At 46.0% G+C, this 16,464-nt stretch carries 11 protein-coding genes; 9 read left to right on the top strand and 2 right to left on the bottom strand.

The window, feature by feature from the left end:
- Positions 1-369: 369 nt before the first annotated feature.
- The 9 genes from gltB to OCV11_RS02990 all read left to right on the top strand — a co-directional run bounded on the left by gltB (position 370) and on the right by OCV11_RS02990 (position 12,274).
- The gene (gene gltB, locus OCV11_RS03030; protein WP_261894914.1) at positions 370-4,833 is read left to right on the top strand and encodes a glutamate synthase large subunit; all 4,464 of its coding nucleotides are present in this window, start codon (positions 370-372) and stop codon (positions 4,831-4,833) included.
- A 20-nt stretch (positions 4,834-4,853) separates the two neighbouring features.
- Positions 4,854-6,266, top strand: coding sequence for an FAD-dependent oxidoreductase (locus OCV11_RS03025; protein WP_261894912.1), 1,413 nt, complete (start codon positions 4,854-4,856; stop codon positions 6,264-6,266).
- A 254-nt stretch (positions 6,267-6,520) separates the two neighbouring features.
- On the top strand, positions 6,521-6,961 hold the full coding sequence (locus OCV11_RS03020) for a DUF1499 domain-containing protein (protein ID WP_261894911.1): 441 nt from the start codon (positions 6,521-6,523) through the stop codon (positions 6,959-6,961).
- 68 nt (positions 6,962-7,029) lie between these two features.
- Entirely contained in the window at positions 7,030-7,725 is a 696-nt protein-coding gene (gene mtnN, locus OCV11_RS03015; protein WP_261894910.1) for a 5'-methylthioadenosine/S-adenosylhomocysteine nucleosidase, read from the top strand.
- A gap of 10 nt (positions 7,726-7,735) precedes the next feature.
- Entirely contained in the window at positions 7,736-8,689 is a 954-nt protein-coding gene (locus OCV11_RS03010; RefSeq protein WP_261894909.1) for a cobalamin biosynthesis family protein, read from the top strand.
- A complete protein-coding gene (gene btuF, locus OCV11_RS03005) occupies positions 8,690-9,520 on the top strand; it encodes a vitamin B12 ABC transporter substrate-binding protein BtuF (RefSeq protein WP_261894907.1) in 831 nt (276 codons plus the stop codon).
- Positions 9,521-9,591: 71 nt separating this feature from the next.
- Positions 9,592-10,212 carry a TRIC cation channel family protein gene (locus tag OCV11_RS03000; RefSeq protein ID WP_261894906.1) on the top strand — a complete coding sequence of 207 codons (621 nt, stop codon included), beginning with the start codon at positions 9,592-9,594 and terminating at the stop codon, positions 10,210-10,212.
- A gap of 186 nt (positions 10,213-10,398) precedes the next feature.
- Positions 10,399-11,277 (top strand): pyridoxal kinase PdxY, encoded by an 879-nt coding sequence (gene pdxY / locus OCV11_RS02995; RefSeq protein ID WP_261894904.1) that lies wholly within the window; start codon positions 10,399-10,401, stop codon positions 11,275-11,277.
- 136 nt (positions 11,278-11,413) lie between these two features.
- Positions 11,414-12,274, top strand: coding sequence for a LysR family transcriptional regulator (locus tag OCV11_RS02990; protein ID WP_261896210.1), 861 nt, complete (start codon positions 11,414-11,416; stop codon positions 12,272-12,274).
- On the opposite strand, the gene OCV11_RS02985 is transcribed toward OCV11_RS02990, so the two are convergent.
- Both OCV11_RS02985 and carB read right to left on the bottom strand, forming a co-directional pair.
- Positions 12,210-12,989: a TSUP family transporter gene (locus OCV11_RS02985; RefSeq protein WP_261894903.1), complete on the bottom strand. Its 780-nt coding sequence runs from the start codon at positions 12,987-12,989 to the stop codon at positions 12,210-12,212. The two genes, OCV11_RS02990 and OCV11_RS02985, sit on opposite strands and share 65 nt — an antisense overlap.
- Positions 12,990-13,229: 240 nt before the next feature.
- Positions 13,230-16,460: a carbamoyl-phosphate synthase large subunit gene (gene carB, locus OCV11_RS02980; RefSeq protein WP_261894902.1), complete on the bottom strand. Its 3,231-nt coding sequence runs from the start codon at positions 16,458-16,460 to the stop codon at positions 13,230-13,232.
- Positions 16,461-16,464 lie beyond the last annotated feature (4 nt).

Genomic DNA, 16,464 nt, shown 5'->3' with positions numbered 1-16,464 from the left:
AGATTAATATGATAACCCCCTCATATACCCGCTCACCACGCCACCACTCTCTGCGCTATTTTTCACCATTTTTCTCATATCGTGAGAGAAATGCTGGATTTACATGTTAACTTCAAATTTTCAAGGTGTTGATATTATTAACTTTTTCAAAGTTATCAGCGCTAAACCCTGTCTATGATTGATTTTTCACCAGTGGCTTGACCTTTTGTATAATTAGCTATAGGTTGTGAACTCAGTGAAAATTTTATAACTGAGCTTTTTTACAGTTTTAGTCATTTTTTAAACATAAACACTCATATAATTATAATCTACAAGAATAGCTAGTCATTTACTGTCCGGAAGACAGAAAGGCAAGAAGGGAGAATTGCAATGGCTCTATATGATCCAAGTTTTGAACGAGATAACTGCGGATTTGGCTTAATTGCCCACATGGAAGGTCAAGCAAGTCATAAGCTTGTGCGCACCGCTATCTCAGCTCTTGATCGTATGACTCACCGTGGTGGGATTGCAGCTGACGGTAAAACCGGCGATGGCTGTGGTCTACTGCTTCAAAAACCGGATTCATACTTACGTCTGATCGCCGATGAGCAACACTGGAAGCTCGGTCGACAGTACGCAATTGGTATGATTTTTCTTAGCCGTGATCCTGTAAAAGCACAAACAGCTCGCGATATCATCAACAAAGAACTGACTCAAGAAACCCTAACGGTTGCAGGCTGGCGCGCTGTGCCAACCAATCCAAAAGTATTGGGCCCTATTGCGAGTTCTTCTTTGCCAGATATCCAACAAGTGTTTGTTTCTGCTCCTGCAGGCTGGCAAGATCGAGACATTGAGCGTCGTTTGTATATCGCACGACGTCGTATCGAAAAACAAATTACAGAAGATAATGACTTTTATATCTGTTCATTATCCACTCAGGTGATCGTCTACAAAGGCCTATGTATGCCTGCAGACCTTCCCCGTTTCTATTTAGACTTAGCGGACCTACGTATGGAATCGGCGATTTGCCTGTTCCACCAACGTTTCTCAACCAACACTCAACCACGCTGGCCTTTGGCTCAACCGTTCCGCTACCTAGCACACAACGGTGAGATCAACACCATTCAAGGTAACCGTGAATGGGCTCGTGCTCGTGGTTATAAATTTTCATCTCCACTACTTCCTGACCTGCAAAGTGCAGCACCGTTCGTTAACGAAACCGGTTCTGACTCATCAAGCTTAGACAACATGCTTGAACTGCTTTTGCAAGGCGGTATGGACCTCTTCCGTGCAATGCGTATGCTTGTGCCACCAGCATGGCAACATCACCCAGATATGGATGATGAGCTACGTGCGTTCTATGACTTCAACTCCAAACATATGGAGCCATGGGATGGTCCAGCGGGGATTGTATTGTCTGATGGTCGCTACGCTGCATGTAACCTAGACCGTAACGGTCTACGTCCTGCTCGTTATGTGATCACTAAAGACAAACTGATTACACTGGCATCAGAGATTGGTATTTGGGATTACGCACCAGACGAAGTGGCTGAAAAAGGCCGTGTTGGTCCAGGTGAACTGCTGGTGATTGACACCCGTACTGGCAAAATCTGGCAATCAAGCGAAATTGATAACGACTTAAAAGACCGTCACCCATACCGTGAATGGTTGGATCGCTGCGTTTATCCACTCGTTCCATTCTCTGCTTTGCCAGACGATAAAGTGGGTGAACGTAACTTTGATGAAGATCTGCTAAGAACCTATCAGAAACAGTTCGCGATGAGTAACGAAGAGATTGATCAAATCCTTCGTGTCCTAGGTGATATGGGACAAGAAGCGGTTGGCTCAATGGGCGATGATACCCCAATGGCCGTGCTCTCTTCGAAAGAGCGCCTCATTACTGATTACTTCCGTCAGAAATTCGCGCAGGTCACCAACCCACCAATCGACCCACTACGTGAAAAACACGTGATGTCTTTGGCTACCTGTATCGGTCAAGAGATGAACGTGTTTAACGAAACCGATGGTCACGCCTATCGCGTAACGTTCGACTCACCAGTGCTTCTTTACTCTGACATGCAACAGCTGCTCACTCTAAATGACGAGCACTATCGCAATACCATCTTGGATATCAACTTCAATCCAGATGAAAAAGATCTCAAACAAGCCGTTTTAGACCTATGTGACGAAGCAGAAAAAGTAGTTCGCGAAGGGACGGTATTGTTGGTTCTTTCCGACCGCGCTCTGACCAAAGGCAAATTGCCAATTCCAGCAGCGATGGCGGTTGGTGCTATTCAAACTCGCTTAGTCGACACTCAATTGCGCTGTGATGCCAACATTATTGTTGAAACTGCAGCCGCCCGTGACCCACACCAATTTGCGGTATTGTTAGGTTTCGGAGCAACAGCGGTTTACCCATACCTAGCTTATGAAACACTAGGCAAATTGGTTGATGATGGTGCGATTGATAAAAGCTATCGCGATGTGATGCAAAACTATCAGCATGGCATCAACAAAGGCTTGTACAAAATCATGTCGAAGATGGGTATTTCGACAGTGGCGTCCTATCGTTGTTCACAACTGTTTGAAGCGGTTGGCTTGAATAAAGAACTGACATCCCTTTGCTTTAAAGGCGTTGTTAGCCGCATTCAAGGTGCGAACTTCTCAGACTTCCAACAAGATCTGTTTAACTTGTCACGTAAAGCGTGGGCAAAACGTAAACCTCTTGAACATGGCGGTCTACTGAAATACGTTCACGGCGGCGAATACCATGCGTTCAACCCAGATGTGGTACAAACCTTACAACATGCAGTGAAAACAGGTGAAACCAGCGATTACCACGCTTTCTCTGCTCAGGTAAACCAACGTCCAGTCGCGACATTACGTGACTTGATGAAGCTGAAAAAAACCGACACTTCAATCCCTCTAGAGAAGATTGAACCCGCTAGCGAACTATTCAAACGCTTTGACTCTGCGGCGATGTCGATTGGTGCTTTGAGCCCTGAAGCTCACGAAGCATTAGCAACGGCAATGAACCGTTTGGGCGGTTTCTCTAACTCAGGAGAAGGTGGTGAAGATCCTCGCCGCTTTGGTACCGAGAAGAACTCTCGTATCAAGCAGGTGGCATCAGGTCGCTTTGGCGTTACTCCACACTACTTGACCAGTGCTGACGTACTGCAAATTAAAGTGGCACAAGGGGCAAAACCTGGCGAAGGTGGTCAGCTACCGGGCCATAAAGTGACGGCTGAAATTGCGCGACTACGCCACTCAGTACAAGGCGTTACGCTGATTTCTCCACCGCCACACCATGACATTTACTCAATCGAAGACTTGTCGCAATTGATCTTTGACTTAAAGCAGGTCAACCCAAATGCGCTCGTGTCTGTAAAATTGGTGTCTGAACCTGGTGTCGGTACTATTGCAACAGGTGTAGCGAAAGCCTACGCCGATTTAATCACTATCTCTGGTTATGATGGTGGTACTGCCGCTAGCCCTCTCACTTCAGTGAAATATGCTGGTTGTCCTTGGGAATTAGGTCTAGCCGAAACTCAACAATCTTTGGTAGCTAACGGCTTGCGCCATAAAATCCGCCTGCAAGTGGATGGTGGTCTGAAAACCGGTCTAGATGTTATCAAAGGCGCTATTTTAGGTGCTGAAAGCTTTGGTTTCGGTACTGCGCCAATGGTTTCAATGGGCTGTAAGTTCCTACGTATCTGTCACCTAAACAACTGTGCAACAGGTGTAGCAACCCAAGACGAAACATTGCGTAAGCAATACTTCAAAGGCTTACCAGAAATGGTGATGAACTATTTCATTGGTCTAGCGGAAGAAGTGCGCGGCTACTTGGCAGAGCTGGGTGTTGAAAAGCTAACAGACTTAATTGGTCGCACCGACCTGCTTGAAGTGGTTAGCGGCATGACAGCGAAACAGAGCAAACTCGATTTGTCTGACATTCTGGAAGCTCCAGTGTCGCCAGCAGGTCTACCTCTGTACTGCACTGAACCAAACACACCATTTGATCATGGTGAACTTAACCAACGTATCGTAAAAGATGCAATTAAAGCGGTTGAAGCTCAAGAGCCATTAGAGCTTTACTACAACGTGATCAACACCGACCGTTCTATCGGTGCTCGCCTATCTGGCGAAATTGCCAAACGTTATGGCAACCAAGGTCTAGCAGCTACTCCAATTCGTATCGTATTAGAAGGGACTGCAGGTCAATCCTTCGGGGTTTGGAACGCAGGTGGTGTCGAATTGATTCTAACAGGCGATGCTAACGACTATGTCGGCAAAGGCATGGCTGGCGGTAAACTGGTGATTAAACCTCATCAAGGCACTGCTTTTGCTTGTAACGAAGCAACGATTATTGGTAACACCTGTTTGTACGGTGCAACGGGCGGTAAGCTCTTTGCAGCGGGTAAAGCAGGAGAACGTTTTGGCGTTCGTAACTCTGGCACTATCGCAGTGATTGAAGGTGCTGGCGATAACGCATGTGAATACATGACGGGTGGTATTGTCGCGATTCTCGGCGCGACAGGGGTTAACTTTGGTGCGGGTATGACAGGCGGTTTCGCCTATGTACTCGATAAGAATGGCGATTTCCAAGGTCGTGTCAACGCAGAATCCGTTGAAGCACTGTCACTGGAAGATCTCTACATTCACCAAGAACATTTGCGTGGTTTGATTGCAGAGCACTTAGAGCAAACTGGCTCTACTTACGCAGAAACCATCTTAGCGAACTTTGATGAATGGATTCCTAAGTTCTACCTTGTTAAACCACAAGCCGCGGATCTTCAGACTCTTCTGGGTCACCAAAGCCGTAGTGCAGCAGAACTTCGTGTTCAGGCACAGTAATTGGAAGGAGCCAAGAAACAATGAGCCAGAATGTTTACCAATTTATCGATGTAAAACGTGTTGATCCGGCTAAAAAATCGCTCAACATCCGTAAAATTGAGTTCGTAGAAATCTACGAACCCTTCACTAAGCAACAAGCGACCGCGCAAGCGGATCGCTGCTTAGATTGTGGCAACCCTTACTGTGAATGGAAATGTCCAGTACACAACTACATTCCTCAATGGCTAAAACTGGCTAACGAAGGGCGTATTCTTGAAGCGGTGGAACTGTCTCACCAGACCAACAGTCTTCCAGAAGTGTGTGGCCGCGTTTGTCCACAAGATCGTCTCTGCGAAGGATCATGTACGTTAAGTGCTGATTTTGGCGCCGTAACTATCGGTAATATTGAAAAATACATTACCGATAAAGCCTTTGAGATGGGCTGGAAACCAGACATGTCTAAGGTGGTTTGGACCGATAAAAAAGTCGCCATCATTGGTGCAGGTCCTGCAGGTCTAGCTGCGGCGGACATTCTTGTCCGTAATGGCGTTAAACCTGTGGTATTTGACCGTTATCCAGAAGTCGGCGGCCTACTCACCTTCGGTATCCCTTCATTCAAATTGGAAAAGGGCGTGATGGAAAACCGTCGCCGCATCTTTACCGAAATGGGTGTTGAATTCCGCTTAAATACCGAAGTGGGTAAAGATGTTCAAATGCAAGAGCTGCTCGATGAGTATGATGCTGTTTTCTTAGGTGTGGGTACTTACAAGTACATGCGCGCTGGTTTAGAAAACGAAGATGCTGATGGCGTTTATGACGCACTGCCATTTTTGATCTCGAATACTTACAAAGTAATGGATCTTGAAAACAGCGACCCATTCATCGATATGGACGGCAAAAAAGTGGTTGTCCTTGGTGGTGGTGATACCGCGATGGACTGTGTGCGTACTTCGATTCGTCAAGGTGCTTCACAAGTGGTTTGTGCTTATCGTCGTGATGAAGAGAACATGCCTGGTTCACGCCGCGAAGTGAAAAACGCACGTGAAGAAGGTGTGGAATTCATGTTCAACCTGCAACCTCTTGGCGTACGTGTTAACGAGCAAGGCAAAGTGACTGGCGTTAAAGTGGTGACTACAGCACTTGGTGAACCTGATGAAGCGGGTCGTCGTCGTCCTGAACCTGTCGCTGGTAGCGAACATGTATTACCAGCCGATGCGGTTATCATGGCGTTTGGTTTCCAACCTCATCAAATGAGTTGGCTAGAACCATTTGGCGTTGACTTAGATTCTCGCGGTCGCATTAAAGCACCAAGTAATCAAGAGTTCCAATATCAAACCAGCAACGCGAAAATCTTCGCTGGCGGTGATGCTGTTCGTGGCTCTGATTTGGTGGTTACTGCTATCGATGAAGGTCGTAAAGCAGCAAACGGTATCCTCGATTTTCTTGACATTTAGTGTCACAGCGCACATAAAATGATATTTGATAAAGGATTCATAGAGATATGGATCCTTTTTTTATTGCACGTTCTATAATTGCAAAGTCTCAGTGCAAGTCACAGCGTTGATGTAATGACTTGGTCCAATACAATTTATTTGAGTGGTCACGCTGAGCAATCCTTATCACTTCAATTGGGCGCAAACTATCCCTTTAGAAGTGTGGCCTTGAGGGAAATAACTCAGTAATTTGATTACGCACTCGGGGTGCAATCATGTTTAAACCGGTCACTCTTATTGTTATTACAGGCCTCTTGAGCGCGTGCAGCCAAGGCATCGAACCTACCAATGATCGCACTACGAAACCATGTCGTGCTGATACCCATTGTGTTTCAACCGCTGACTCTAGCGAAAAAGTGCATCTTGCCCCGTTTATTCTTCGCCCCGGAGTCACCTTGGAGCAAGTTGAACGCGTCGTGCTAACGCTTCCGGGAACCAGAATCGCCGACCGAAACAAAGACAGCGATTACGTACGTATTGAATGCACTTCCAAAATATTGCGCTTTGTCGATGATTTAGAGCTGCGGCTCTCTGATTTCCAATTGATTGTTCGTTCACAATCTCGTTCCGAGTACCCTGACTTTGGTTCGAACCGTCGCCGTGTAGAAGAATTGAGAGAAAAGCTCAGCTTAGGTGGCATGCTAGAAACACCATAGCTCGATCCCAACAGAAAGGTCATGTTAAACTGAGCGCCATTCGTTTAAAAACAACAAAGAGATTTACCATGAAAATTGGCATCATTGGTGCGATGGAACAAGAAGTCGCGATTCTAAAAGACGCGATGCAAAATGTTCAACAAGTGAGCAAAGCAGGTGGCACTTACTATTCAGGCCAAATAAATGGTGCTGAGGTGGTCTTGCTGCAATCTGGTATTGGTAAAGTGGCAGCAGCCGTTGGCACCGCAATTTTGCTTAACGAATATCAACCTGATGTTGTATTGAATACAGGTTCTGCAGGTGGTTTTGATTCCTCTTTGACTATGGGTGATGTGGTTATCTCTAGCGAAGTGCGTCATCACGATGCAGACGTGACTGCATTTGGCTACGAAATGGGTCAAATGGCAGGTCAACCAGCGGCTTTCCAAGCAGATGCACATCTAATGTCTGTTGCTGAAAAAGCACTGGAAAGCATGGCAGATAAACACGCGGTACGCGGCCTAATCTGTACTGGTGATGCATTCATTTGCAAACCAGAGCAACAAGAATACATTCGTCGTCATTTCCCAAATGTTGTGGCCGTAGAAATGGAAGCTTCAGCGATTGCACAAACTTGCCACCAGTTTAAGGTGCCATTTGTGGTCGTTCGCGCGATTTCTGACGTGGCTGATAAAGAATCACCAATGTCATTTGATGAGTTTTTACCATTAGCGGCACAAAGCTCATCGGCAATGGTATTGAAGATGATCGACCTTCTCAAATAAGCCTTTGTGAATGGACGGATTCTTTCATCAAGTTTACGCCAATGGTACGCTCCTCGCCCTATGGGGAGCGTTACTATTTCATCTTATAGTTCCCATTCCACATTCAGCACATCCGGTCACTCTGTGGCATAAATTTGCGGAGTTGCTAGCAAGCAAAGTCAATCGCAACAACAGTTACCAACAAAGTTACATTTCCGGCACGCTCGCTTGGCTACTGATGATCATTCCAACCATTATGGTGTTAGTGGCATTAAAGACGTTAGTTTGGCAACCAGCACTGTTTGAGCTGGCATTACTGTTACTCGCCTTTGATTGGCGAACTCAAGAGCTACTAGCAAAACGTATCTCTCTCTCATTGGCAGAACAAGACAAAGCGAGTGCTAGAGAAACATTAGCCCCCTATGTTAACCGCGACACGTCGCGACTTTCAGCGCTTGGTTTAGGCAAGGCGAGTGCGGAAACTTTAATTATGGGTTTTGGCAGAAATGTCATTTCTGTCCTGTTTTGGTATGGGTTATTGGGTGGTATTGGTGCGCTAACGTACCGTTTATTAGCAGAACTCGGCAGAGCTTGGTCTCCTTCTCGTGAAGAATTCTCCCCATTTGGCCTGCCCATCATTCGCGTTATCGCCGTGCTTGAGTGGCTACCGATGCGCCTGTTTAGCCTAATTTTATTGCTTGGTAAGGGCAGCGCCCAAGTACTGAGAAAAGTGCAAGAGCAAGCCCCATCATGGCCATTACCCGGTCCGGCTTGGTTACTCTGCGTTGTTGGTAATAAATTGGAGCTCTCTTTAGGCGGTCCTGCCATCTATGGCAAAAGAAAAGCCATCCGCAGCAAAATTGGCGGTCGGATTGCTCCTGCTTCGATCCATTTACATCAAATCCAAAGCCTACTGGCATGGCGTGCACTCGCTTGGATTTTATTAGAAAGCCTTATTTTATTTGCTGTTTATCAAGGGATATAAATGCCTGTTGCTCGCATTATTACTGTTGTTTCGCTCCTTTTTGCTTCTTGTTTCGCTCAGGCACAAAACCAAATTCACCGTATTGTTAGCCTCTCCCCTCACGCAACCGAACTTGCCTATGCGGCAGGGCTTGGCGACAAATTGGTTGCCGTAAGTGATTACAGCGATTATCCACCAGCAGCCCAAAAACTAGAAAAAGTCGCCAACTACAAAGGCATCAATGTCGATCGTATTGTCGCTTTAGAGCCTGATCTCATCATCACTTGGCCTGCTGGTAATCCGGTACGTGAACTGGAAAAGTTAAAACAAATGGGATTTCATCTGTTCCCTTCCCATGTTCAATCCTTAGAAGATATTGCTACCAATATTGATGCTTTAAGTCAGTTTGCTGATGACCCGAAAATAGGTCATCAAGCAGCGCAGGCTTTTCGGGAACAGCTAACTCAACTGCATAATGAATATGGCAATGGCAAACCTGTGCCCTACTTTTATCAACTGAGTCAGAAACCCATCATCACCGTGGCGCAAAACAGCTGGCCAAGTGAAGTGTTCTCTTTTTGCGGTGGTAAGAATGTGTTCGTCAACAGTCCCAGTCCTTATCCGCAAGTTGGTATGGAACAGGTGATATTGGCTAAGCCTCAAGTCATCTTTACATCAGGGCATGCTATGGCCGATGGTTCGATGTGGAATGATTGGCATGATGAACTTCCTGCAGTAGAAAAGCATCAGGTGTGGAAGCTCCATTCAGACTGGCTTAACCGACCAACGCCTCGCACAGTCAGGGCGATCAAAGAGGTTTGTGATTACTTTGCTCAGGCAAGAAAAAAGTAGCGTTGTTCAGCGAAAAACGCGTACAATTCGTGCCCAATTTCTTCCGTTATTGATGAATAGAGCAGATAACCTTGGACACTTCACTTCTCTACTTTATTGACCTATTTGGTACCGCAATTTTTGCCATTTCAGGTGTTCTGCTCGCGGGTCGTCTGCGTATGGATCCGTTTGGTGTTATCGTCTTAGCAAGCGTGACAGCGATTGGTGGCGGAACTATCCGCGATATGGCGTTAGGGGCAACCCCCGTATTCTGGATTCGCAATACTACCTATCTTTGGGTCATTTTGATCACCTGTGTGCTCACCATGCTGGTCGTTCGTCGTCCGAAACGAGTCGCGTGGTGGATTTTACCCGTGTGTGATGCGATTGGCTTAGCCGTGTTTGTTGGGATTGGTGTAGAAAAAGCGATGAGTTATCAAAGCTCTGCGTTAGTTGCCATCATTATGGGCGTATTAACGGGCTGCGGTGGCGGCATTATTCGTGACGTATTAGCGCGTGAAATTCCCATGGTACTGCGCAGTGAGGTGTATGCCACAGCTTGCATTATCGGTGGTATATTTCACACTTCCGCACTGGCGTTGGGCTACTCGCCATCCAGTGCATTAGCATCAGGCATTCTCTCCACCTTGATTATTCGTTTAGGTGCGATCCGCTGGCATTTATCTCTGCCTATTTTCGCCTTAAATAAATAACGATAAGCGCCGTTAGCCGACGTTACCTCATTTGGGTATAACGACTCTGACGGCGTAAATATCACTGTTGCTTTAAGCCTCTTAGGTGTAGCCTAGGGCTAAACGTGCTTCAAGTCACGAAATTAGACTCCATGCGGTCTTCGCCGTTTGTTTTATATCCATATTACTTTAAGAGATACGATAGTTATGCAAGGAATTCTATCCATCCAATCCCATGTGAGTTATGGCCATGCTGGTAACAGCAGTGCTGTATTTCCTATGCAAAGAATGGGTTTTGAAGTTTGGCCAATCCATACCGTCCAATTTTCAAACCATACTCACTATACACAGGGGTGGACGGGGCACGCATTTTCAGCAGAGGACATCGCTGACGTCGTACGTGGATTGGAAAACCTTGATGTATTGAAAGGCTGTCACGCGGTGGTCACTGGCTACCAAGGCACAGCTGAGCAGTGCAGCGTTGTAGCAGACACTGTTGCCAAGGTGAAATCACACAATCCTCAGGCAATTTACGTGTGCGACCCTGTTATGAGCAATCCAGAGAAAGGATGTATTGTCGCTCCGGGGATCACAGAACAGCTGATCAGCACTTTAATTCCAATTGCCGATGTCATCGTACCAAACCAATTTGAACTGACCCAAATCGCCGACATGCAAATTACCTGTTTGCAAGATGCCGTTGAAGCATGTCGTCGTGCACTCACCAAAGGTCCAAAGTTCGTCATCGCTAAACATCTGCATGGCATTGATAAAAGCTGTTTCAATATGATGCTTGCCACACAAGATGGCATCTATTTGGCAAAACGTCCGCTTTTCCCTATTACCAAAGAACCGATTGGCGTGGGTGATTTGATTACGTCCATATTTACGGCGGGACTATTAAAAGGTTGGACACCACTTCAAGCATTCCAACATTGCCACGATGCTGTTCATGGCGTACTTAAAGCGACCCATCAAAGTGGCGAATGGGAGCTGCAAACCATTGCAGCTCAAGACGAGTTAGTCTCGCCAAGCGAGCACTTTCCAGCGCAATTAGTCGAAGAGTTATCCACCTCTTTAGCCTAAGTTATAGAGCCTATTCAGCGCTCTCGTGACACTAACATCCCGCTTTAAGGCGGGATTTTTATTGCTCAACAAAGAGCTACCTTTTCGCAGTTTATTTTGCTTAAATGGCGCTATTATCCAGCGACAAGAATGGACTATGTTACTCGAAGGGATTGAAACACTGCTGGTACTGAGCAAAGAGAAAACCATGAGCCGCGCAGGCTCTCTTCTCTATATTAGCCAATCAGCAGTAAGTAAACGTATTGCAAATCTAGAACAAAAGCTTGGCAAAAAACTGATCGTACCTTCAGGTCGTCACATCAAACTTACCCCGGATGCGGAGCAGCTAATAGCCAATATTGAACCGACGTTTAACGAATTACGTGGTTTAATGTTTGATCAAGAATCACTTGAAGATCATTCGCAGATTCGTATCGACTGCTCTGAAACCCTCGTGGCTGGTTACCTCTATCAGGCCATCGGCCAATATCGAAAAACGGATCGTCACTTCACCATTACCACTAACCATACGCCGAGAATCGTCGAGAACGTCAAATCAGGGCGAGCAACCCTAGGCTTTTGTGCTGGGTATATCGTAAGTAACCATGGACTATTAGCATTCCATCTGTGCGACGAGCCCTTTTTGATCGTAAGCCAACAGCATTTAGAGACTTTGCCTGATGAATTGATCACCAATGATCTTGTCAATCCGGCCAATACTTATCAAAGTGCCATATTGGCCAAATTAGGTATCAATCCGGTGATGCAGATGGACTCGTATGCCGCAGCCGCTCAGCTAGCCTTAGGAGGCACAGCGCCAGCACTGGTGCCCTTATCTGTGGTACAAACACTCAATATCGCACCGCAATACTGCTTTGATTTTCCTCAGCTTGCTGCGTTAACTCGTCCGATTCACATCTGTGTCCGCGCAAATACTTATCGCTCTGCTCGAGTTAAAAGATTGATAGAAACCATTGCTGGTGCTGTTCCCAAAGCAATTTTATCGCCATCACCATAGACATCGTAATGACCAGAGGACGAATCCATTTTTGTCCTTTGGCAATCACCACTTTCGCCCCTAAACGACCACCAATAAATTGCCCTACTGCCATCACCAATCCAATTTTCCAGATAGGCAAACCAGCAATTAGGAAAAAAGTCAGCGCTGCAAAGTTTGAGGTGAAGTTAAGAATTTTGGTTCTTGCGGTCGCTTCAACAAGATTAAAATGCCCTAACAGAACAAAACAGATCGTAAAAATAGACCCCGTGCCCGGACCAAAAAAGCCATCATAAAAGCCGATACAAGTACCAATAATGAGCGCAAACCAAATGGGTGATAGTGGTTTTTTGTTATCGTTCTTACGAGTTTGTGGCGCCAATAGAAAGTAGAGTGAAATACAAATCAGCAGACCAGGAATCAAAGTGGTCAATACCGAAGCATCAATACGCTGCACGAGTTCAGCACCCGTTGCTGCGCCAATGTAGGTACAAACAATCGCAAAGGCCATTTCGCGTAGATTAACCAAACCGCGGCGCACAAAGTACAAGGAGGCAGAAAAACTACCAAAAGAGCTTTGCAGTTTGTTGGTAGCTAACGCTTGAGCGGGTGGAACGCCTGCCGCAAGTAACGCTGGCAGAGTCAATAAGCCACCGCCCCCAGCCATAGCATCGATAAACCCCGCAGCTCCCGCTACGACAAACAGCAATGCCAATATATCTAACGATACTTCCATGAAACACCTAAATTCAATGACCGATAAAAAGCGCAAGTTATCACTGTCGGATCGCAATAAAAAGCGAAAGCAAAGATAACAACCTATTCCTAATTTTCATCAATAACGTAGCAGTTATGTAGAGAGTTACTACGGAAAAGAAATTGCAACCATCTTTTGCATGGCAATAAAAAACCCGCCCATAAGGGCGGGTAAAGAGGTTGTCTAAAGAGAGCTAATAGACTCTCATTTATAATTGCATTATGCCTGATTTTCGCGAATACGAGCGTGTAACTCTTGTACCGAGTGAACTTCTGCAGTTGCATCGGCAGTGTGTGCCATACAAGTTGCGAACGCTGCGTTTAGCGTTGTGGTGTAGTTCACTTTAGCCGCTAGAGCGCCACGACGTAGTACTTTAGAATCTTCAATCGCTTGACGACCTGCAGTTGTGTTCACGATGTAGGTATATTCATGGTTCTTGATGCGGTCCAAAATGTGTGGACGACCTTCATGAACTTTGTTTACTAAGCGAGGGTTAATACCTGCTTCACCAAGAATCACTGCTGTACCGTGAGTTGCATCGAGTTTGTAACCCAATTTGATGAGTTTAGACGCAAGGTCAACCACACGTTCTTTATCGCCATCGCGAACTGATAGAAGCGCACGACCTGCTGTTGGGTAGTAGCTACCACAAGCCATTTCTGCTTTAGCAAAGGCTTCAGCAAAAGTTTTGCCGATACCCATAACTTCACCAGTAGAGCGCATTTCAGGGCCTAACAGTGGGTCAACACCAGGGAATTTGTTGAACGGTAGAACCACTTCTTTCACTGAGTAGTAAGGAGGAATGATTTCTTTAGTACAACCCTGTTGTTCAAGTGTTTGACCAACCATTACGCGCGCTGCGATTTTAGCCAGCTGTGCACCCGTTGCTTTTGATACGAATGGAACCGTACGTGCAGCACGAGGGTTCACTTCAATCAGGTAGATTTCGTTATCTTTTACTGCAAACTGTGTATTCATCAGACCACGAACACCCAATTCAAATGCGAGTTTTTCAACTTCTTCACGCATCTTGTCTTGGATTTCTTGGCTTAGGGTATATGCAGGAAGTGAACATGCTGAGTCACCTGAGTGAACGCCTGCTTGTTCAATATGTTCCATGATACCGCCGATAAGTACGCGTTCACCGTCACAGATAGCATCGATATCAACTTCGATTGCATCGTCAAGGAAACGGTCAAGCAATACTGGAGACTCGTTTGATACGCTTACCGCTTCGTTGAAATAACGACGTAGGTCGATTTCATCGTATACGATTTCCATCGCACGGCCACCCAACACGTAAGAAGGACGAACCACTAATGGATAACCAATTTCACGAGCTTTTTCAACTGCTTGGTCGATCGCTGTTACGGTTGCGTTTTCTGGCTGTTTCAAACCTAGACGTTGTACTGCATGTTGGAAACGTTCACGGTCTTCAGCACGGTCAATTGCATCTGGGCTAGTACCAATGATTGGCACACCACACGCTTCAAGCTCACGAGCCAATTTAAGTGGAGTTTGACCACCGTATTGAACGATAACGCCTTTTGGCTTCTCAACGCGCACGATAGACAGTACATCTTCTAGCGTTACTGGTTCGAAGTACAAACGGTCTGATGTATCGTAGTCAGTTGATACGGTTTCTGGGTTACAGTTCACCATAATAGTTTCGTAACCGTCTTCACGTAGCGCTAATGATGCGTGTACACAACAGTAGTCAAATTCGATACCTTGACCGATACGGTTTGGACCGCCACCCAATACCATGATTTTCTCACGGTCTGTTGGGTTGGCTTCACACTCTTCATCGTAAGATGAGTACATGTAAGCTGTATCTGACGCAAATTCAGCCGCACAAGTATCCACACGTTTGTAAACTGGGTGAATATTGTATTGGTCACGAACGCGACGGATTTCTTTTTCAGATACACCAAGAATTTTAGACAGACGTGCATCAGCAAAACCTTTACGTTTTGCACGGCGTAGTACGTCTTCAGTCAAACCAGCAAAGCCGCCTGCTTTGATATCTGCTTCCATTTTCACTAGTTCTTCAATTTGAACTAGGAACCAACGGTCGATGTTAGTTAGGTTGAAGATGCCATCAACAGACATACCTGCACGGAATGCATCGGCGATGTACCAAACACGCTGCGCGCCAGCTTCTTTCAATTCGTAGCGAATTTTAGTTAGAGCGTCAGGAGCATCTAGGTCCACCATGCTGTCGAAACCTGTTGCGCCAACTTCAAGACCACGTAGCGCTTTTTGTAGTGATTCTTGTTGGTTACGACCAATCGCCATCACTTCACCAACAGATTTCATCTGTGTGGTTAGACGGTCATTTGCACCGTGGAATTTTTCGAAGTTGAAACGAGGAATCTTAGTTACAACGTAGTCGATGGTTGGTTCGAATGATGCTGGTGTTGCGCCACCAGTGATGTCATTCATCAACTCATCAAGAGTGAAACCCACTGCCAATTTCGCAGCAACTTTCGCAATTGGGAAACCTGTAGCTTTTGATGCCAATGCAGATGAACGAGATACACGAGGGTTCATCTCGATGATCACCATGCGGCCATCTTTAGGGTTGATACCAAACTGAACGTTTGAACCACCTGTTTCAACACCGATTTCACGCAGTACCGCTAGAGAAGCGTTACGCATCAATTGGTATTCTTTATCGGTCAGTGTTTGCGCAGGTGCCACAGTGATAGAGTCACCAGTGTGAATACCCATTGCGTCGAAGTTTTCGATAGAACATACGATGATACAGTTGTCGTTTTTATCACGAACCACTTCCATCTCGTACTCTTTCCAACCAATCAAAGATTCGTCGATAAGCAGTTCGTTAGTTGGAGACAAGTCCAAACCACGACGACAGATTTCATCAAACTCTTCTTTGTTGTACGCGATACCGCCGCCTGAACCACCCATAGTAAATGAAGGGCGGATGATACATGGGAAGCCAACCATATCGAGAACTTTGTAAGCGTCTTCGATCGTTTTAGCTGTATCAGCGCGAGGACATTCAAGGCCGATAGATTTCATTGCTTTATCGAAACGAGAACGGTCTTCTGCTTTATCAATCGCGTCAGCGGTTGCACCGATCATTTCCACGCCGAACTCTGCGAGCACGCCGTGTTTTTCAAGATCTAACGCACAGTTCAATGCAGTTTGACCACCCATGGTAGGTAGAATTGCATCTGGACGTTCACGTTCAATAATTTTGCGTACCACTTGCCAGTTAATTGGCTCGATGTAAGTTGCATCGGCCATCTCTGGGTCAGTCATAATGGTAGCAGGGTTAGAGTTAACCAGAATAACGCGGTAACCCTCTTCACGCAGCGCTTTACAAGCCTGAGCACCAGAGTAATCAAACTCACAAGCCTGACCGATAACAATAGGACCAGCACCTAAAATAAGAATGCTTTTTATGTCAGTACGTTTTGGCATTGTT

The organism is Vibrio porteresiae DSM 19223, assembly GCF_024347055.1.
Classification (GTDB): domain Bacteria; phylum Pseudomonadota; class Gammaproteobacteria; order Enterobacterales; family Vibrionaceae; genus Vibrio; species Vibrio porteresiae.
This window is presented reverse-complemented; position numbering and strand designations above follow the sequence as displayed.

Bases quoted from the DNA above. Each gene is read 5' to 3' on its own strand.
- gltB (WP_261894914.1), top strand. From the start codon at position 370: ATGGCTCTATATGATCCAAGTTTTGAACGAGATAACTGCGGATTTGGC.
- OCV11_RS03025 (WP_261894912.1), top strand. From the start codon at position 4,854: ATGAGCCAGAATGTTTACCAATTTATCGATGTAAAACGTGTTGATCCG.
- OCV11_RS03020 (WP_261894911.1), top strand. From the start codon at position 6,521: ATGTTTAAACCGGTCACTCTTATTGTTATTACAGGCCTCTTGAGCGCG.
- mtnN (WP_261894910.1), top strand. From the start codon at position 7,030: ATGAAAATTGGCATCATTGGTGCGATGGAACAAGAAGTCGCGATTCTA.
- OCV11_RS03010 (WP_261894909.1), top strand. From the start codon at position 7,736: ATGGACGGATTCTTTCATCAAGTTTACGCCAATGGTACGCTCCTCGCC.
- btuF (WP_261894907.1), top strand. From the start codon at position 8,690: ATGCCTGTTGCTCGCATTATTACTGTTGTTTCGCTCCTTTTTGCTTCT.
- pdxY (WP_261894904.1), top strand. From the start codon at position 10,399: ATGCAAGGAATTCTATCCATCCAATCCCATGTGAGTTATGGCCATGCT.
- OCV11_RS02990 (WP_261896210.1), top strand. From the start codon at position 11,414: ATGTTACTCGAAGGGATTGAAACACTGCTGGTACTGAGCAAAGAGAAA.
- OCV11_RS02985 (WP_261894903.1), bottom strand. From the start codon at position 12,989: ATGGAAGTATCGTTAGATATATTGGCATTGCTGTTTGTCGTAGCGGGA.
- carB (WP_261894902.1), bottom strand. From the start codon at position 16,460: ATGCCAAAACGTACTGACATAAAAAGCATTCTTATTTTAGGTGCTGGT.